We start from the raw sequence: 16,997 nt of genomic DNA on the forward strand, positions 1-16,997 counted from the left end.
ACCATCTGGAAATCTAATTTCTTTCTGTCATCCAGTCGTTTCACCTCAGTGACGTCTCTGTCCTAAAAGAAATAAAACAGGCGCTGAATTATCAGCGCCATGTGCAACTGCCCGTCGCACAAAAAGAGTATCCGCTAAAAGGATACTCTTTTATTTTCACTCCTCATCCGCACCACGATAACGCTTATACGGAAGTGGATTCCAAGTACGATATTCCATTTCCTCTTTACGTAATGCAGCAGGGATATCATTAAGGATTTGTTTTGCAACTTCTAATTCACGGGATGCTTCTGATTTATCTTGATACATAAATTCATCTGAAGCTTTTTCTGATGCTTTATCTACTTTTTCTTCTAAGTTGTCAACAACCATTTCTTGCTGGCGACGGATTGATTCACGTGCTTCTGCAACCCACTCTGGCTGTACATTACGTAAATTATCGGTTACATAGCTGAATTCTTCAAAAATACCTTTATAAACACGGTCTGCATTTTCGCGAACATCGGTAATAACCGCTTCTAGATCTTCAATTGTTAATTGTTCTACTTCTAGAGATTTACGACGTTTTGGTCCACCGATACGAGTATTTTCTAGATAATAAGGGAAAATACTCTTAATGGTTTTTCCAACAGGATTAATCGCTAACCCATTCTCGTCAATACCTTTCGGCTGAATACCTTGCATCGCAATTCTTGCCGATTCTGGACGAACAATTTCTTTCGGTGGTAGTACACCATATCGTAGTAATTCACGAATACCAGTACCAGAAATGTTAATGCGATATTTTTTATCATGAGGACAAGTTTGCTCTGTTGCTGGATTATCACAGCGTGTGCAATAGAATACCTCATGGAATAGTCGAATATCGATACCTAATTCTTCTGGCGTAAACTCATCAAATATTGTGTGACTTGCATATTTATCATAATAGTCTCCAATACCTGCATGGTCTCGCCCGATTAGTGCATGGGTACAACCATAGTTTTTCATAATTAATGCATGTAGTACTGCTTCACGTGGTCCTGCAAAAATATACGTTACACGTAGAGGTGCAAGCATTGTTCTTTCTTTTGGATAATATTCTTCAAGCACAGCACGATATGAAAGCATACGGAATTCATGTCTTGTATATTCACGTTTTGCCATTTCTACTAGAGGCTGAACAAATAATCCATCCAACTCCTCTAATGCGTTTCGGTGAATATACTCATGACCTCTGTGAAGTGGGTTTGCACCAGTGATAAAACCTCCAACAGAGTTCATTTTCTTATCTTCATAAAATAGTTTCCATGTATCTTTCGGTTCCATACGGATGCTTTCAAATGGTCCCCAGTGTACACGGCGTAGCAATGTAATTGGTCCACCTAATGCTGTATCACCCATACGTCTATAAATGGAATCCACTCCTGGGTGATTACGGTCGGTTGTACCAAATAAATGCTTCGCACGGAATTCACGATCATAGTGGAAAATATCATCTAATTTTAAAATAGCAACAGGTTCTTTCGTTTCATCTGCTAAAGCCACTTCGTCTCCTACCGATAGACCAGCGATAACTTGCTTATTTCGGTCACCTATAGGTGCAAAGCTAAGTGGTACTGGCCAAACAACCCCATTGGCTAGACGACCATTCGTTAATACAGATTTGTAATCTGCCTCAATCATAAATCCTTCATTTGGGGATAATACTCCGGTTGCAATCATTTCAAGCGTAATTACCGCTTCTAAATCAACCATTATCATTGGAAGCGTCTTAGCTCGTTCCATTTCTTCTTCTGCTTCTTTTCCTCTAAGTACACGGTCCACCAATTTTCCCCCATGAGGTTGTTGTGGATATGTTTTTAGTTTTTCTTCTGTTAATACAAGTGTTTCTTGACTCATGACACTCCTCCTCATTTTCCCTTTTCTATCAATATATTTTTAAAAAGTAGCTAACATACATTAAATTTTGGATGAAGAGACAAGTCGTGTCCCCATATCCCGGTAAATGGAAAAGCAACTACCCAAATAGCGGACAGCGCTTTTCCAAATATTTTATACAGATTTCCAAATCTTTAAGGACGAGGAACTTGCCCCAGTTCCCACTTATCCTCGGTAACCAGTATTTGCTCGAACTTTAACTTCTGCATATCGCTGGAAATCATATTCTTTCGAGAATACTGTACCTAAATATCCAGCTAAGAATCCTAATGGTACACTCACTAGTGCTGGGTTATCTAATGGGAAGATTGGATTTCCTACAAATAATGCTGCCCCTTCCACTGGTGAGAATACACTTGGACTCATAGATACAAGGATTAACGCTGAGAATAATCCTGTTAACAATGCCCAGATTGCACCATTTGTGTTAAAGCGCTTCCAATATACCGTATAAAGAATAACAGGTAAGTTAGCACTTGCCGCAATACAGAATGCTAATGATACTAGGAATGCTACGTTTAAGTACTGAGCACCTAAAGATAAGACAATCGAAAATACAGATACTCCTAGCGCTGCATAACGTGCAGCAAGCATTTGTTGTCTTTCTGTTGCTTTCCCTTTTTTAATAATCTCTCCATAAATATCATGAGCAAATGCCGATGCTCCAGATAATACTAGACCAGCAACTACTGCTAAGATCGTTGCAAATGCTACCGCAGAGATGAAAGCAAATAGTATATTTCCACCAATTGCCTCAGCTAGTAGTGGTGCTGCCATATTACCACCTGGGTTTGCAGCAAGAATTTCACTTTCCCCAACGTAAAGTGCTGCACCAAATCCTAGGAAAACAATTAGGATGTAGAAAATTCCAATTGTCCATGTCGCTGTAATAACGGAACTTCTCGCTGTTTTCGCATCTTTAACTGTAAAGAAACGCATTAGAATATGAGGTAATCCAGCTGTTCCTAATACTAGTGCTAACATTAGTGAAATCGTTCCAAGTGGATTCGTATATTTAATCCCTGGATTTAAGAAGTTTTCACCATGACTAGTAGCTTGCTTTACTTCCGTAAACATAGCTCCAATATTGAAATTAAACTTCCATAGAACCATGAACGAAACAATAACCATACCTGCCATTAATAGAACTGCTTTTACAATTTGTACCCAGCTTGTAGCGATCATTCCACCGAATAGTACGTAAATTGTCATCATCACGCCAACAATTAATACTGCAACCCAATATGGAATATCAAATAAAAGCTGAATAAGTGCTCCTGCACCAACAAGCTGTGCAATCATGTAGAATAAAACAATGGTGATTGTACTAAGTGCAGCTGCACCACGTACTTTTTTTGCATCAAAACGTGAATTTATCATATCTGCTAGAGTGTATTTACCAAGGTTACGAAGTGGCTCCGCAACTAAAAGTAATACAACTAAATAGGCAATTAAAAATCCGATACTATAGAAAAATCCATCAAAACCATTTAATGCGATTGCACCTGCAATCCCTAGGAATGATGCTGCAGATAAATAGTCACCAGCGATAGCAAGACCGTTCTGCCAACCAGTAAGTCCACCGCCAGCTGTGTAGAAATCTCCAGTTGATTTCGTCTGCTTAGCTGCATAGTAAGTAATTACAAGTGTTAAAGCAACAATTGCTACGAACAGAATAACTACTATTGGATCCATTAAGCGCTGCCTCCTTTGCCAATCTGATCATTAATGATATCATCAGCCTCTTTATCAAAGGAGCTCGCTTTTTTAACATAGATTGTACAGATAGTCCAAACCATAATAAATTGTGAAATAGCATATACCCATGCCCAAGTAATGTCACCAATAAATGGTTTATTTAGAAACGTTCCATAGGATGTAGAGATTGGCAATAAGAAATAAAATATTAAGAAAAATATTGTTAATGGAACAATAAACTTTTTCTTATTTTGCATAAGCTTCTTAAACTGAGAACTTTCTAGAACTTTCTCAAAGTCGACATCTGCTTTCTTATTTTCTTCTGAAAGCTTCGGTTGAGCCATAAAACCATCCTCCCCAAATTCCAAAATTTATACTTTTATTGTAAGCGCTTACTAAACATTATAATTATTTTGTACATTCATAATGTTAAATCAGCGCAAACGGTTGGATATTCTGTTTGAATGGTTTTATTTGGGTGGTGAATGGTTTTTCATGGAGTAGAAATCATGGAGTTAATTTTGGAGCATGAGTTTTTTATAAATATGGTACTCTTTTTCAGTTTGGGTAAGTAAGTCAACTTCATTTCGTGTTGAATTTGGAGCATTTTAACCTTGAGATTGAATATCAGCTTCATTTCGTAAATTATTATCTACATTTTAAAGTTGATAACCCAAATCAACATCATTTTAATCGATTTGAATCAACTTGTAGCCCTTGTTTTACTTGGTTTCTTCCAGATTAAGCAAAATAAATAAGTGGCGCACCAGTTATAACTACTAAAAAAGCTAAACTTTTTACAATAGTAATGACGTATTCCCTCTCTTCACGTTCAAATCTAAATTCCATATAAGCACGGTAGACTAATGCATATAAAAGGGTTACTGCAAAACCGACAATGAGATAGTTGAAAAAGTAAGAAAGGATAAACAATGTAACGGCAATCAAGAGCAATATACGTTCACTTTGTTTATGTGTCTGATTGATGTATCTTTCTGAATTAGGGTAGACTGTAATATTAAACTTTTTTCTAATAAACTTAACAAAAAGAAATTCCAAAGCAAAGACAACAATAACAAAGACAATAATCTCAGTCATTATTCTCCTCCTATTTTATTCTTCTTATTTCTGTACAAGTATCAATTTCCTAGGGACTGTCCCCTCATAAAAAACTTCTAAATCTTCCAAGGTTACACTAGGTAAATGTCTTACTGCAATTGGGATTTCAGTAGTATCAGTGGTATAGTCATCTTCGTTAACACGCCAAAGTTCTAGTTCGTTCCATGTATTAGCGTATTTTCCAATATAACCACCTAGATGTGGAACTGCACGTTCTACGCCACTTATTCGATAAATGTATTTTTTATCGGTAAGAAAATGAGCGAATGAATTTTGAAAGTCTTCCTCTACCATTAGTGGACTGTTTTGAAGTTCTTCGGGCAGTTGAATATAAAATATTTTCTCATTACGATCTATGTCACTTAGATCGATTCCACGAATATTAATCTGTTCTTCTGATAATCCCATATCCAACAACTCATTGTATGACTTAATTTCTTCATCAGCCAATGCTTCTTCGAATGTTGCTAATTTTTCATTCGATGCAATGAATTCGTAAATTGACAAAGTTCCACCCCTTCTCAACTAAACTCCCAATATTAATCCCATTCACCCTTTTGTATATTAAGGTCGCTGTTCCCATGGTTCGAGTTGTCCTACTGTATACACATTTTGTTTCGTACAGATTGCTCCTATGACACCATTAGAAATTTCTTGGTGAGTTAGCCATCTTGAATGGTTACCTTCTATTATAAACCCTAATTGAATTTGATAATAGAGGCAATTTTCTGGCGGTTTAACCGTTCTTCTTATTTTATCTATATTGGAACTACTACCAAGAATATGAAAAAGTTCCCATTTACTTGAACGATTTGCAACTTCATGCATAATTATTGGAAGTGCCTTTTTAGCATTGGAATGAATCCAAGTTAGTACTACGTCAATCTTCCCATTCTCTTTAATAGTTTTCTTTACTATTTCTTGTAGAGCATGATCATTATGATAATTTACTAATAATGGCGTGATTTGGCTTTCTGACTCAGCTTTTTCTATGAGGTGTTCCATTCGTTCTCGATTTCTGGCAATAATAGACACATGATACCCATTTCGTACTAACCACAGTGACACTTCTTGCAACATCCCAGTTCCACCGACAACTAATGCATGCTTCATATTCTCTTTATCTATCAAATTTTAATCAGCACCTTACCTTGATAGTTACGACTTTCGATAAAACGATGTGCTTCTGCTGCAGCTTCTAGGTTAAAAATCTTTGCAACAGGAACAGTGATTTTATTGGATGCAATTAACTCTAACACTTTTTTCACAACGGGCTTTAACCGTTCTGGATCGTTTTTTCGAGTAGTACCTAAACTAAATCCTTTTATATTACGACAACTGCTATGGACATCACTTGTTTTAAACGTGCCTGCTTTCCCACTACTATTCCCAAATTGTACTAATGTTCCATATAATGCTAAGCAGTCCAAACTTCGGCTTGTAACTTCTCCAGCTATTGAATCAAAAATGATATTGGCACCTTTTTGATTCGTTTGATTTAATGTCTCTTCCACAAATGTCTCATATGTACAAACAAAGTCAGCCCCTAAATTCTTTACGTAATCTTGTTTATTCATATTTCCAACTGTAGCTATAACTTGCCTAACACCAGCTAGTTTGGCAAGTTGTACGAGCACAGACCCCACTCCCCCTGCTGCACTATGGATAATAATTGTATCGGAAGATTTTACTTGCCCAATTTCAAATAACAAAATATATGCTAGTATCGAAACAGTTGGCATGGCTGCTGCTTTCTCCATGGATAGATTATCTGGAATCTTGTAAACTAACTTTTCGTTTGCAACTACATATTCTGCATAGGAGCCATTTTTCGGAAAGGCTATAACTCTATCCCCTTTTGAAAATGGAGAATCGTGCGGAGCCTCTTCTATTACTCCTGCAACATCTAGCCCAAGAATGAACGGAAAATTCCCCTTTCCCTTATTGCCTACACGTGTTTTTATATCTGCATAATTAACACTTGTGTATGCTGCCTTGATTAAGACCTCACGATCACCTATTTCTGGAATCGGTATATCCGTATAACGAAGTACATCAGCACTACCAAATTCCTTTTGAATAACTGCTTTCATATGCTACTCTCCTATACTTGAAACGTCTTCAACAACGTTTTACTCGCTGACCGACTTACTGGAATTACTGTTCGCTTCTTATCCTTCATCGTCAAATTACTCGTTCCATTAAACCAAGGGGTAATTTCCAAAACATGATTTAAATTAACTAAATAACTACGGTGGGCGCGAAAAAACATATGTCCTGCCAACTTATCCTCTAATTCTTGTAAAGTCATTCGACTCATAATGACTTTATCTTCCGTATGGACTTCTAACATTCTATTATTCGGAACTGCATAATAGATAGATTCAGGTGATAATACTACCATTCTCTCCCCATCATCTATTAATAGCTTTGTAGGATTTGGGGGTAAGCTATCATTTCCTTTTGGGACTACTTCCTCTTTTTTCTCTTTACTAGCAAAACTCTTTCGAATACGAGCCATCGCCTTTTTAAAGCGTACTTCATCATACGGCTTTAATAAATAGTCCACTGCTTCAATTTCAAAAGCATCTAATGCATATTCATCATAAGCAGTTGTAAACACAAATAAAGGAGTATTTCCGTTAGATTGCTCCGTAATATAACGAGCTGCTTCAACACCTGTAAATCCAGGCATTTCTACATCGAGAAATATTAAGTCTGGCTGATGTTCAGAATAAAGTTGAATTAATTGCTCCCCGTTCTCTGCGTGTGGTGTCAGAATGATATCTTTTTCGTCTTTTAATAAATAAAGGAGTTCCTTTCTCGCCATTAACTCATCTTCAGCAATCATCGTTCGAATGTTCATCCTATCACCCGCTTTTCTACATTTTGTTCAGCCATTGGAATTGAAAACTTCACTTCACTACCACCACTTGGTAGATTACGAATGTGAAGCTGTGCTGATTCTCCAATTAAACGAACTAATCGTTGATTAACATTATATATCCCAGTGCCATTATTCATATCACCTACTAATGGTTTATGACTAACCAGAGGTAAAATATGTTCCGGAAATCCAGAACCATTATCTCTAACAGAGACATTTATTTTCCCATCATATTTTTCAATTTTAATTTCCACTTTAGCATGGTCAAAAACATTTTTTAAACCATGTTGTACGGCATTTTCTACTAATGGCTGAATCGTCGATGGTGGTATAAATATATTGGAAACATCATCTGGTTTGATAAAATCTATTTGTAATCTATTTCGAAATCGCTGTTGAATAATGGACGTATACGCCTCTACATGCTCACATTCTTTTTCCAATTCAACTAACGATTTAGATACAAGTCGTAAATTAAAACGCATATAACTCGCTAATTGTAAGGTAATATGCCTTGCCATTTTTGGGTCTTCCCTGAAAAGGGAGGCAATTAATTGTAATGTATTAAATAAAAAATGTGGGTTTATCTGTGCTTGTAAGTTCCTTAATTCGGCATCGCGAATATGAGCTTTAAGTTTGTCTGTTGTGACAACATTTAATTGATTAGAAATAAATTGTCCTAACCCTTCCGCCATCATTAATTCAACTGGTGAAATATGCTGCGCTTTGCGGAAGTAAAATGTAATTAAATAAGTTACTTCGTCTGCTTCTACAATAGGGATAATGATAGCTGCCTCTAATGGACACTTATCATAGTTACATTGAATATCTGTTTTCAAATAACTTACTTGCAATTTCTTCTTTTCGATTGCTTTTTTTGCAAGTGGGCTGGAAATTGGATCACCAATATTATGATGTTTATCGCCAATTCCTTTATGTGCCAATACTTCTTGATGATTCGTCACAGAAACTGCTGCAAGTTCCAATCGATCATATAATAAATTTGCTAGGCCATTCGCTACATCAGTCGTTGAATCTTTCTTCAAAAAAGGGAGTGCCTCCTCAGCAATCGTAAGTGCTTGCCTCGTAGCCATTGCCGCTTCGTTTTCCTGTTCTTTCATCACAACTCCAATCATCGTTGTAAAAATAGCAATAGCTATACTATTGGATAATACTAGTGGAAGACCAATTTCATCGACAATATCGATGATTCCTCCACCACCTGTATACATAATTAGAAGTAGCTGCATTTGTAAAATTGGTGGAAAAACACCGATAAACAATGCTTTTAATGGGGATATTACCCGTTCATTGGAAAAAAATCTTGCCGTCAATCCGGCTAATAACCCTGTTAACGGATTGACAATACCATTTGCTAACCAGCCCACTCCCCCTAATAGCATGACATGGGTCCCAGCGATTAACCCTGCTCCTAAACCAACAATTGGTCCACCTAGTAGTCCTGCAATAACTATCGCAACGAGACTTAGACTAACGACTAGATTTCCATCTTCTACTGGAAAAACAACGAACTCATGGAGAATTTCTCCTTCAGCGGTTACGATAATCCCAGTTATCGTACTCGCTATTCCAAAAATCCCAAATACAACAGCATGGACAAATGACATCCTCCAACTAAACTCACGGTATAAAAGCGATTTAAAACCAGGTGTTCTCGTCAACACAAACGCAATAACGAGTAGTAAGCCCAATCGTTCAAACAAAATGATTGTTAAATCTTTCATGAGCTCTCTCTCCTTGAAGAAATCCCTGTTTGTGATTTAATAAAAAATCTAGTATACGATTCATCTGATTGTGATTGTTTCGATGAAAAAATGGTTCCTAAATAGGCTCCCAAAAAGCCTATCGGTATAGCAATTATTCCTGGATTATGTAATGAGATGATGGCTTCTCTTGCTATCCACCCATCCTCTGGATTCATAATATGGGGCCCTAATACAACTAATACTAATGAAGCAACTAACCCACTGATCATTCCTGTAATAGCACCGACTTGTGTAAAACGCTTCCAATAAATTGTTAAGACTAACACTGGAAAATTACTAGCTGCAGCGACAATAAATGTCATCGAAACAAGAAAAGTCACATTGATTGTTTCCAGTCGTAATGCAAATAGTGTAGAGACTAAGCCGATAATTAGCGCTGTCCAACGTGCTGCTTTTAATTGTTCCTTCTCCGTTGACTTACCTTTTTTTAATATATGATGATAAATATCATGCGAAAAGGCAGTAGTAGCTGATATGACAAGTCCCGCCACAACGGCTACAATTGTCGTAAATGCAATCGCAGATACGAAAGCTAATAAGAAATCTCCTCCTACTTCTTTGGCAAGAAGAGGTGCCGCTAAGTTCCCAGTTGGATCTGCATTGGTAAGTGATTGATAACCTAATAATGCTACCGTTCCTAACCCAAGTACTAGTGTCATAATATAAAATAACCCAATAATCCAAGTAGAACTGATGATAGAACGTCTTACTTCTAATGTATTTCGTACTGTAAAGAGCCTTATTAAAATATGAGGTAGCCCAGCAGTACCTAGAACAAGAGCTAATTGTAGGGAGAAGAATTCAAGTGGGTTATTGAATAAATGGCCAGGCAAGAAAAAGTTTTCGCCTAATGGTGTCCCACCCTTCACTTTTTCTATTAATGCAGAAACATTCCAATTAAAGTTAGAGAACACGATTAAGGATAGTAAAAATGTCCCCGACATCAGTACAACTGTTTTCACAATTTGTACCCATGACGTGGCAACCATCCCGCCGAAGACAACATATATAGTCATTAATCCACCAATTACTAAAACAGAAATGGAATAATCAATATCGAGTAACAGTCTTAATAAATAACCAGAAGCAACTAACTGTGGAATCATATAAAGGATTGAAATAGAAAATGCCCCAATAGCCATGATCCACCGCATTCGATCACTAGGGAATCGTGAACAAATGACATCACCAAGGGAATATTTTCCTAATCGGTGAACTGGCTCGGCAACTAGGAATAATACGACGATATAAGATACTAAAAAACCAATGGAATATAAGAATCCATCGTAGCCATTCAATGCAATCATCCCAACAATTCCGAGAAAAGAAGCCGCACTAATAAAATCACCAGCAATTGCCATTCCATTTTGATAACCAGTTAAACTTCCGGCAGCTGTATAAAAGCGGTTTGTCGTGTTACTTCGTTTTGCAGCCCAATACGTAATGATGAGGGTGCAGACTATGATACAAATAAAAAACAAGAAATATGTAAGATTCACACTGACTCCTCCCGCTCCCATTTCTCTATTTGTTCATCAAATTTTTTTGCTTTTATATGATAGATCCATCCGACTGTCCAAGTCATTGGTATTTGCAAGAATGCATAAAGCCAAGCCCACGTTATTCCTGGAATAAAACTTGTCTGATTCATTACATCAGGTAAAAAGATTAAGGATAAAGGCAGCATGAAATAAAATAAAAATACTAGAATAATAATCGGTACGAGTAATTTATTTCTTCTCCGTATAAAATACATCATTCTTTCTTCCATTTTCATGCCCCCATATTGAAAATTCGTAAAAAAAGTCTGTATATTACATTAATTCAAAAATAAACAAAAGCGGTTTGAATGTAAAGGTTTTTGATTAAGAAATGCTAATGAGGTTAGAACAAACTATATCTACCTGAAGTGAAAACGAACGTTTATGTTAGCGCATCATACCAGCCCCGGAAATATACACCGCTTTCCAGAGTTTTTTAGTGCTTGTTCGTGTTTTTCATTCTAGAAATAGTCCAGTCCCAACCTAGAAAAAACTCTCACTATATTCTTTTACTTTCCTTCCATATATACTTTTACATCGCCTGTTTTTGTTGTTATTCGAATCGTATTCTCTCCTTCTCCAGTTACACCTAATAGTCTGGAAGAGTCGTCTTTTAATTGTAATGGGAGATTTGTAGTGATATCTTCTGATTGACTTGTAACATCAACAGTAGCATTCATACCAATTTCTTTTGCTAACTTTACAGCAATATCTCCACTATTAGCATCTAAATTAATCGTACACTCATTCTGTACACCTAATGTTATATCACCTGAACCGTTCGACCCATTAACCACACCGGTGAAATTATCTATCCCTATATCTCCCGATTTATTATCTATGTTCAGCATTTCCGCTTGAACTCGGTTAGCATCCACATCTCCGGAATGTAAAACAATAGTTCCATTTACAACATCGATATCATTTAAATCTACATCACCTGACCCCATTTTAACCTCTAAGTTTGCTCCTTGATGGTCCGTTAGTAAAATATCCCCGGAACTAGATTCAGTAGTCATATTACTTACTATCAACTTACGAAAAACCATATCGCCGGAAGCCGATTTCGTCATGCAACTGTCAGACTTAATATCTTTACATTTTACATCACCAGAAGCACATCGAACTTTAATTTCTCCTGCTTCAATATCAGATAAACTGATATCTCCAGAACCAGTATGGATAGCAAGCTTATTCATAATAACATCTGTAAAATTTATATCAGCGGATCCACTGCGAACATCCCATGATTCTGCAACTGCTGTTGGCACATAGAATTCCATTTTTGTAAAAGGGACTACTTTTGTAAATGGAATAATTGCAACTTGTACCGAACTTTGTTTGGAATTAACTACTGAAACTTCCAATTTATCCTCCGAATAAATAACATCCATCTCTGGACCGTTTTCATATGTTTTAAGGATAATATCGATGTATGGATTGTTATGGCTTTTCACTTCGACATCTAGATTAGAAGTTGTTATAAATATTTCTTTTAAACTAGTACTATCAATTCTTTTCTTTTGGATAACTTGTTCTTTAACAAAGGAACTTTTTAGATTTTTCATCACATTATTAACTACTGTTTCCACTGTTTTTTCTATTTTCATCTACTACACTCCGTTCGGATATTATTTCTTACTTATTAGTTTACTATTAATTTTCAGAAAAACTAGTACCTTTAGGTGTACTTAATCTCCGTCTGAAGGCTGACAGCACCAAATAAGAATCAAACTCCTTTAAATCCCTATCACTTCATGTTAGAATAAAAAGTAATTCAATAAGGTTATCAAGAGTGAACGAGAGTCCTGGCTCTATGACTTCACAGCAACCTGCCTAACGGTAAGGTGCTCCTACCAGCAAAGCTTGCTTTGAATGATAACGAACGGCGTAAAAGCCCTTTGCGTGCATTCCAGCTTGCAGAGGGCTTTTTTGTTGGTCCTTGAAACCTTTTGGAAAAATATTAGGAGGTTTTAAAAAATGAATACTTCAGGATTTATTAGAGGATTAATGGCAAAAAATGTAGATGAGGAAACGTTTTTAACTCATGTAGTTTCTTCTATTGAAAAGCAACTAAAAGAGTGGGACGAATACTATGTAGTTCGTTTAGTTAAACTAACAAACTATGTAGTGGTCGTTCAAAATGGGAATTTAATCATTAGTGTTCCTATTTCTAAATCACAACTGATATCGTTTCAATCCCAATCACCGTATAGTTTAGATCGGTATATTTGGAATGAATTGCATAGAAAGGCTGTCATGATTGGGGAAAGTAATGGGAACTATTTAACTTATGTGTTTCATTAATTACAAACGAACAATCTTATGAAGATACAAATATAGAAGAGGGGGACTGTCCCCCTCTTAATAAATTTCTTTTTGATAAGTCGATCCGTCTTTATATTCAACTTGCATAACTAATCGCATATCGTCATATTTCTCTAATCCGAATAAGTGAAACATTTTCATATTCATGGATTCATCGACATGATCTAACTTCATATCAATTTCTTCAAGCAATTGATTGTTTTCATATTGTAATAAGGATGCATGAACAATTTCATTATTCAATTCATAAAAATGACTGAGTGTAACATCTATTTTTTCATTATATAAGTGAACAGATGCTTCGATATGACCATACTTTTCTGTTCCTAAGTCATTTATATCAAGTATCTCAATGTCCCCACTTTTCACATTTCCATCGAGGTCTTTCATAGATATATAATATCGTAGGGCTGTTGAATGTTTAGAACCTTCTTCTTGGACATTTGTAGTAGAATTTTCTTCATCCGCATAAAGAGACACCATCCAATTTGGCTCCACTTCTAATTCAAATGGAATCGCTACTTGAAAAAGACCATCTTGCTTTAGTTCTGCATGTACCGTGTTAAAGTTATCCCCATTTCCAAACACATAATGAAAATAAACTTCTGAATCCAGTCCTAATTCTCTAACTTGCCATTCAATAATAGCCTCTTCACCATGTTCTGTAGATCTAATATCCACCATTTCCACATGACCTAACCATGTGTTTTGTTCCCATATTTCTTGTAAAACATTAGTAATATGATTCGTTTGATTATCCAAATTGGAAGAAATCGAATATTGTAACCCAATGATTTCTTCTATTCGATTTTCTAGTAATGTAACTTTTTTTGCCATCGAATTATTCATAATTAAACTAACAACTAACAAAACGCCCATTGCAATACTTATAAATTTTAACCATTTATTATTCCCCATTACTTCCCCCCTCATATAACATCTTCATAAAAGTATGAACATTATTTATAAGGCTAATATTACCATTTTAGTCTACAGCTAACAAATCACGGAATGCTTGAAACTATTTCTTAGTATATTCGTAGTATGAAGAAAGAACTTGTGAAAGGTGGATGTGTATGCGCAAAAATTTAAAACGTACGGTGCAGGAACCTATTACATATTCTGATGAAGTAAAACCGACTCTTATTGGGTTTTTGTTTGCACTATTTTTCGGATTAGGTGCAGCAATTTTAACGATTGTAAGTATTTATTTAGGTACTACATATGGCGACTGGTGGGTTCTCCTCGTTTCCTTTCCTATTATCGCCATACTCGTTTGGTTTGCTTCTCTTGGCCTACCTTTTAAAGGTAGAGTGATCTATAGCTATGAAGTAAAAGAGGATGGCATTTTTCAAAAATGGGAAAATAGAAAAACTGGAGAAATCAATGAACATGTTATTTCATTTGATGATGTTGACCAAGCTGTTGTAGGTATTTACCCATTCCATTATACGGTTGAAGACAGTCCGGGATATTATATATACGATGCAGTCCTTATCCTTGCAAGTAAAGAGAGTATATTTAATAAAATATTTCACAATGCAGATGAGTTAAAGAAATGGGTGAATCATCTAAAGGACAAAGTACCCGTAACCTTTACTGATCAAGATTTTAGAAAGGCACTGGAAGCAAGCCATTATACATTTGTTGATTTTACACGAGTGGAAGGTACACACTTCGATGTTGTATCCAAGCATATCCGAACAGAAAGTAGAGAAAACATCTTTCAACCGTGGTTACCAGAGGACATTAAGGTAGAATTTGAACGAAAAAAAGAAACAACTAAACGAGCGCAAACAAAAAAAGCAGAAAAGACAACAACATGGTTACTTTTTTTCTACGCGATTTTATCAGCTGCCATCCTATTACCAGGAACACCAATTGATAATGAAGGGTTCATCGTATTAACAGATAAAATACTATTACTATATCTCGGAGTTAATATGCTACTCCCATTCATCTTCGTTTTTTTCCGAAAATATGCAAAGTGGTATAACCCAGTTATTTATCTATTTGTCGTTGCAATTGGCAATTACATTGGGGTATTAATCGCATCATTTTTTATAGATTTTCCATCGATGTATTATACGATTGTTTTCCTTAATATCTATAATATTGTCTTATGGATCCTGGCGTTCATTTTTGCCAAGATATCGAAATTCATAATTGTACACTATGACTTTATATTTTATGGGAGAAAGGTTGAATACTAATTTGGTATGTTGACCCTCTCCCCTAAGGTTGCTATAATTACCTTTACTAGACTTCTAGAATGCGCTTACATGAGAAAGGATAAGTAAACAGTGCAATCATTCAACGAGAAGAATATAACACAATCACAACTATTATCGATTCTATCAAACTATGAAGATATTATTGTTGGAATGGCAAATGGAGAACCAGACTGTATCCTCTCCATTATTGATGAAAATCCAACTGTATTTAAAACTCTCTCCATTCATCAATTATTAGAAATGAAAAATAGACGCTATATCCAAGGAGAACATCCGAACATCCGATATATTTCCTACTTCATGAGTAAATTTGCAAGACGCGCTTTCTCACAAGGGAAATGTGAATTAGTACCAAATCATTTCCATCAAATTCCGAGAATACTAGAGCAGAAATGCAAACAACCAATTATCGTTTGTCAAGCCTCCCCAATTGATGATGATGGCTATTTCTCTTTAGGAACAGAAGCTGAATACATTGCCCACTTTATTGGAAAAGCACCATTCATTCTTCAAGTAAATGAGCAAGTGCCTAGAACATATGGAAAGAATAATATCCATATTTCACAAGTAGAAGGGCTTGTTCATCATAATCAAGACCTGACCGAATTACCAGTCGCACCAATTCAAGATATTGACCGTCAAATTGCCAGTTTTATTGCAGAACGAATTGAATGCGGTTCCACATTACAAGTTGGGATTGGTGGAATTCCCAATGCGGTTGTTAGTCTACTAAAGGAACATAAAGAATTGGGGATTCATACGGAAATGCTTACCGATGGGGTCGTTGATTTAGTAGAATCTGGAGCTGTTACAGGAAATCGTAAAAATACAAACCGACGAAAAATCGTTGCAACATTTGCACTTGGGACAAAGAGCTTGTATGACTTCATGCATGAAAATAAAGAGTTGCTCATGCTTCCAGTAAATGAAGTAAATGTTCCGCGAAATATTGCACGTGAGGATAAGATGATTTCCATCAATGCGACAACGGAAATTGATTTCTATGGCCAATGTGCATCTGAAACTGTTGCTGGTAAGTATTACAGTTCAACGGGAGGACAAGCTGACTTTGGATCGGGAGTTCGTTTTTCAAAGGAAGGTAAAGGATTTATTTGCTTATATTCCACAGCTAAAAACGATACAATATCCCGTATTAAACCAATACTAACACCGGGCTCTGTAGTAACAACTTCTAAGAATGATGTTGATTATGTTGTTACAGAGTATGGTATCGCAGAATTAAGTGGAAAATCGATATTTGAAAGAACAAAATCATTAATAAACATTGCACATCCAAAATTCCGAGAAGAGCTACTGTTCAAAGCAAAGAAAATGGGGTTTTGGGTATAGGCATTCGAGGCTGGGACAAAACCCCAGTAAATTAATATAAGCATGGTCCTTACCAACGTTTTAATGGTAAGGACCATGCTTATTATTTTTTGCACGCAATTTTCTGATATTAAAGTAAACAAAAAGGACACCA

At 36.1% G+C, this 16,997-nt stretch carries 16 protein-coding genes and 1 riboswitch; of the genes, 3 read left to right on the top strand and 13 right to left on the bottom strand.

Annotated features, from left to right (window positions below; translation table 11 throughout):
* Positions 1–156 precede the first annotated feature (156 nt).
* The 12 genes from IEV35_RS19755 to IEV35_RS19810 form a co-directional block, all read right to left on the bottom strand.
* Positions 157–1,881 carry a sulfate adenylyltransferase gene (locus tag IEV35_RS19755; protein WP_188386374.1) on the bottom strand — a complete coding sequence of 575 codons (1,725 nt, stop codon included), beginning with the start codon at positions 1,879–1,881 and terminating at the stop codon, positions 157–159.
* Positions 1,882–2,085: 204 nt separating this feature from the next.
* Positions 2,086–3,615 (bottom strand): solute symporter family protein, encoded by a 1,530-nt coding sequence (locus IEV35_RS19760; protein WP_188386375.1) that lies wholly within the window; start codon positions 3,613–3,615, stop codon positions 2,086–2,088.
* Positions 3,615–3,962 (bottom strand): DUF485 domain-containing protein, encoded by a 348-nt coding sequence (locus IEV35_RS19765; RefSeq protein ID WP_188386376.1) that lies wholly within the window; start codon positions 3,960–3,962, stop codon positions 3,615–3,617. Before IEV35_RS19765 ends, IEV35_RS19760 begins: the two co-directional genes overlap by 1 nt.
* Before the next feature lie 397 nt (positions 3,963–4,359).
* Positions 4,360–4,716, bottom strand: a complete 357-nt coding sequence (locus IEV35_RS19770) for a DUF4181 domain-containing protein (protein WP_188386377.1) — start codon at positions 4,714–4,716, stop codon at positions 4,360–4,362.
* 24 nt (positions 4,717–4,740) lie between these two features.
* Complete coding sequence (locus IEV35_RS19775) at positions 4,741–5,244, bottom strand: hypothetical protein (protein ID WP_188386378.1); 504 nt, start codon at positions 5,242–5,244, stop codon at positions 4,741–4,743.
* Between the two features lie 57 nt (positions 5,245–5,301).
* The gene (locus IEV35_RS19780; protein WP_188386379.1) at positions 5,302–5,850 is read right to left on the bottom strand and encodes a short-chain dehydrogenase; all 549 of its coding nucleotides are present in this window, start codon (positions 5,848–5,850) and stop codon (positions 5,302–5,304) included.
* A 14-nt stretch (positions 5,851–5,864) separates the two neighbouring features.
* The gene (locus tag IEV35_RS19785) at positions 5,865–6,830 is read right to left on the bottom strand and encodes a quinone oxidoreductase family protein (protein WP_188386380.1); all 966 of its coding nucleotides are present in this window, start codon (positions 6,828–6,830) and stop codon (positions 5,865–5,867) included.
* A gap of 11 nt (positions 6,831–6,841) precedes the next feature.
* Positions 6,842–7,603, bottom strand: a complete 762-nt coding sequence (locus IEV35_RS19790; RefSeq protein ID WP_188386381.1) for a LytR/AlgR family response regulator transcription factor — start codon at positions 7,601–7,603, stop codon at positions 6,842–6,844.
* Entirely contained in the window at positions 7,600–9,369 is a 1,770-nt protein-coding gene (locus IEV35_RS19795; protein WP_188386382.1) for a LytS/YhcK type 5TM receptor domain-containing protein, read from the bottom strand. Before IEV35_RS19795 ends, IEV35_RS19790 begins: the two co-directional genes overlap by 4 nt.
* Positions 9,366–10,910: a solute symporter family protein gene (locus tag IEV35_RS19800; RefSeq protein WP_188386383.1), complete on the bottom strand. Its 1,545-nt coding sequence runs from the start codon at positions 10,908–10,910 to the stop codon at positions 9,366–9,368. Before IEV35_RS19800 ends, IEV35_RS19795 begins: the two co-directional genes overlap by 4 nt.
* The gene (locus tag IEV35_RS19805; protein ID WP_188386384.1) at positions 10,907–11,182 is read right to left on the bottom strand and encodes a DUF485 domain-containing protein; all 276 of its coding nucleotides are present in this window, start codon (positions 11,180–11,182) and stop codon (positions 10,907–10,909) included. The genes IEV35_RS19800 and IEV35_RS19805 overlap by 4 nt, the downstream gene beginning before the upstream one ends.
* Before the next feature lie 279 nt (positions 11,183–11,461).
* Complete coding sequence (locus tag IEV35_RS19810) at positions 11,462–12,562, bottom strand: DUF4097 family beta strand repeat-containing protein (RefSeq protein WP_188386385.1); 1,101 nt, start codon at positions 12,560–12,562, stop codon at positions 11,462–11,464.
* Positions 12,563–12,735: 173 nt separating this feature from the next.
* A riboswitch (SAM riboswitch) is annotated at positions 12,736–12,837 on the top strand.
* A 95-nt stretch (positions 12,838–12,932) separates the two neighbouring features.
* On the opposite strand from IEV35_RS19810, the gene IEV35_RS19815 reads away from it, so the two are divergent.
* Positions 12,933–13,259 (top strand): hypothetical protein, encoded by a 327-nt coding sequence (locus IEV35_RS19815; protein WP_188386386.1) that lies wholly within the window; start codon positions 12,933–12,935, stop codon positions 13,257–13,259.
* A 57-nt stretch (positions 13,260–13,316) separates the two neighbouring features.
* Here IEV35_RS19815 and IEV35_RS19820 read toward each other — a convergent pair whose 3' ends face one another.
* Positions 13,317–14,198 carry a hypothetical protein gene (locus IEV35_RS19820; RefSeq protein ID WP_188386387.1) on the bottom strand — a complete coding sequence of 294 codons (882 nt, stop codon included), beginning with the start codon at positions 14,196–14,198 and terminating at the stop codon, positions 13,317–13,319.
* A gap of 158 nt (positions 14,199–14,356) precedes the next feature.
* Between IEV35_RS19820 and IEV35_RS19825 the strand changes: the two genes are divergently transcribed.
* Both IEV35_RS19825 and IEV35_RS19830 read left to right on the top strand, forming a co-directional pair.
* Complete coding sequence (locus IEV35_RS19825) at positions 14,357–15,493, top strand: hypothetical protein (protein ID WP_188386388.1); 1,137 nt, start codon at positions 14,357–14,359, stop codon at positions 15,491–15,493.
* Positions 15,494–15,583: 90 nt separating this feature from the next.
* Positions 15,584–16,864 carry an acetyl-CoA hydrolase/transferase family protein gene (locus tag IEV35_RS19830; protein WP_229740829.1) on the top strand — a complete coding sequence of 427 codons (1,281 nt, stop codon included), beginning with the start codon at positions 15,584–15,586 and terminating at the stop codon, positions 16,862–16,864.
* The last annotated feature ends 133 nt before the right edge of the window (positions 16,865–16,997 follow it).

Source organism: Ornithinibacillus halotolerans (genome assembly GCF_014637405.1).
GTDB classification, from domain to species: Bacteria; Bacillota; Bacilli; order Bacillales; family Amphibacillaceae; genus Ornithinibacillus; species Ornithinibacillus halotolerans.

What these genes read in the sequence shown, in the direction of transcription:
- IEV35_RS19755 (WP_188386374.1), bottom strand. Translation starts at nt 1,881, where the DNA reads ATGAGTCAAGAAACACTTGTATTAACAGAAGAAAAACTAAAAACATAT.
- IEV35_RS19760 (WP_188386375.1), bottom strand. Translation starts at nt 3,615, where the DNA reads ATGGATCCAATAGTAGTTATTCTGTTCGTAGCAATTGTTGCTTTAACA.
- IEV35_RS19765 (WP_188386376.1), bottom strand. Translation starts at nt 3,962, where the DNA reads ATGGCTCAACCGAAGCTTTCAGAAGAAAATAAGAAAGCAGATGTCGAC.
- IEV35_RS19770 (WP_188386377.1), bottom strand. Translation starts at nt 4,716, where the DNA reads ATGACTGAGATTATTGTCTTTGTTATTGTTGTCTTTGCTTTGGAATTT.
- IEV35_RS19780 (WP_188386379.1), bottom strand. Translation starts at nt 5,850, where the DNA reads ATGAAGCATGCATTAGTTGTCGGTGGAACTGGGATGTTGCAAGAAGTG.
- IEV35_RS19785 (WP_188386380.1), bottom strand. Translation starts at nt 6,830, where the DNA reads ATGAAAGCAGTTATTCAAAAGGAATTTGGTAGTGCTGATGTACTTCGT.
- IEV35_RS19790 (WP_188386381.1), bottom strand. Translation starts at nt 7,603, where the DNA reads ATGAACATTCGAACGATGATTGCTGAAGATGAGTTAATGGCGAGAAAG.
- IEV35_RS19795 (WP_188386382.1), bottom strand. Translation starts at nt 9,369, where the DNA reads ATGAAAGATTTAACAATCATTTTGTTTGAACGATTGGGCTTACTACTC.
- IEV35_RS19805 (WP_188386384.1), bottom strand. Translation starts at nt 11,182, where the DNA reads ATGGAAGAAAGAATGATGTATTTTATACGGAGAAGAAATAAATTACTC.
- IEV35_RS19810 (WP_188386385.1), bottom strand. Translation starts at nt 12,562, where the DNA reads ATGAAAATAGAAAAAACAGTGGAAACAGTAGTTAATAATGTGATGAAA.
- IEV35_RS19815 (WP_188386386.1), top strand. Translation starts at nt 12,933, where the DNA reads ATGAATACTTCAGGATTTATTAGAGGATTAATGGCAAAAAATGTAGAT.
- IEV35_RS19820 (WP_188386387.1), bottom strand. Translation starts at nt 14,198, where the DNA reads ATGGGGAATAATAAATGGTTAAAATTTATAAGTATTGCAATGGGCGTT.
- IEV35_RS19825 (WP_188386388.1), top strand. Translation starts at nt 14,357, where the DNA reads ATGCGCAAAAATTTAAAACGTACGGTGCAGGAACCTATTACATATTCT.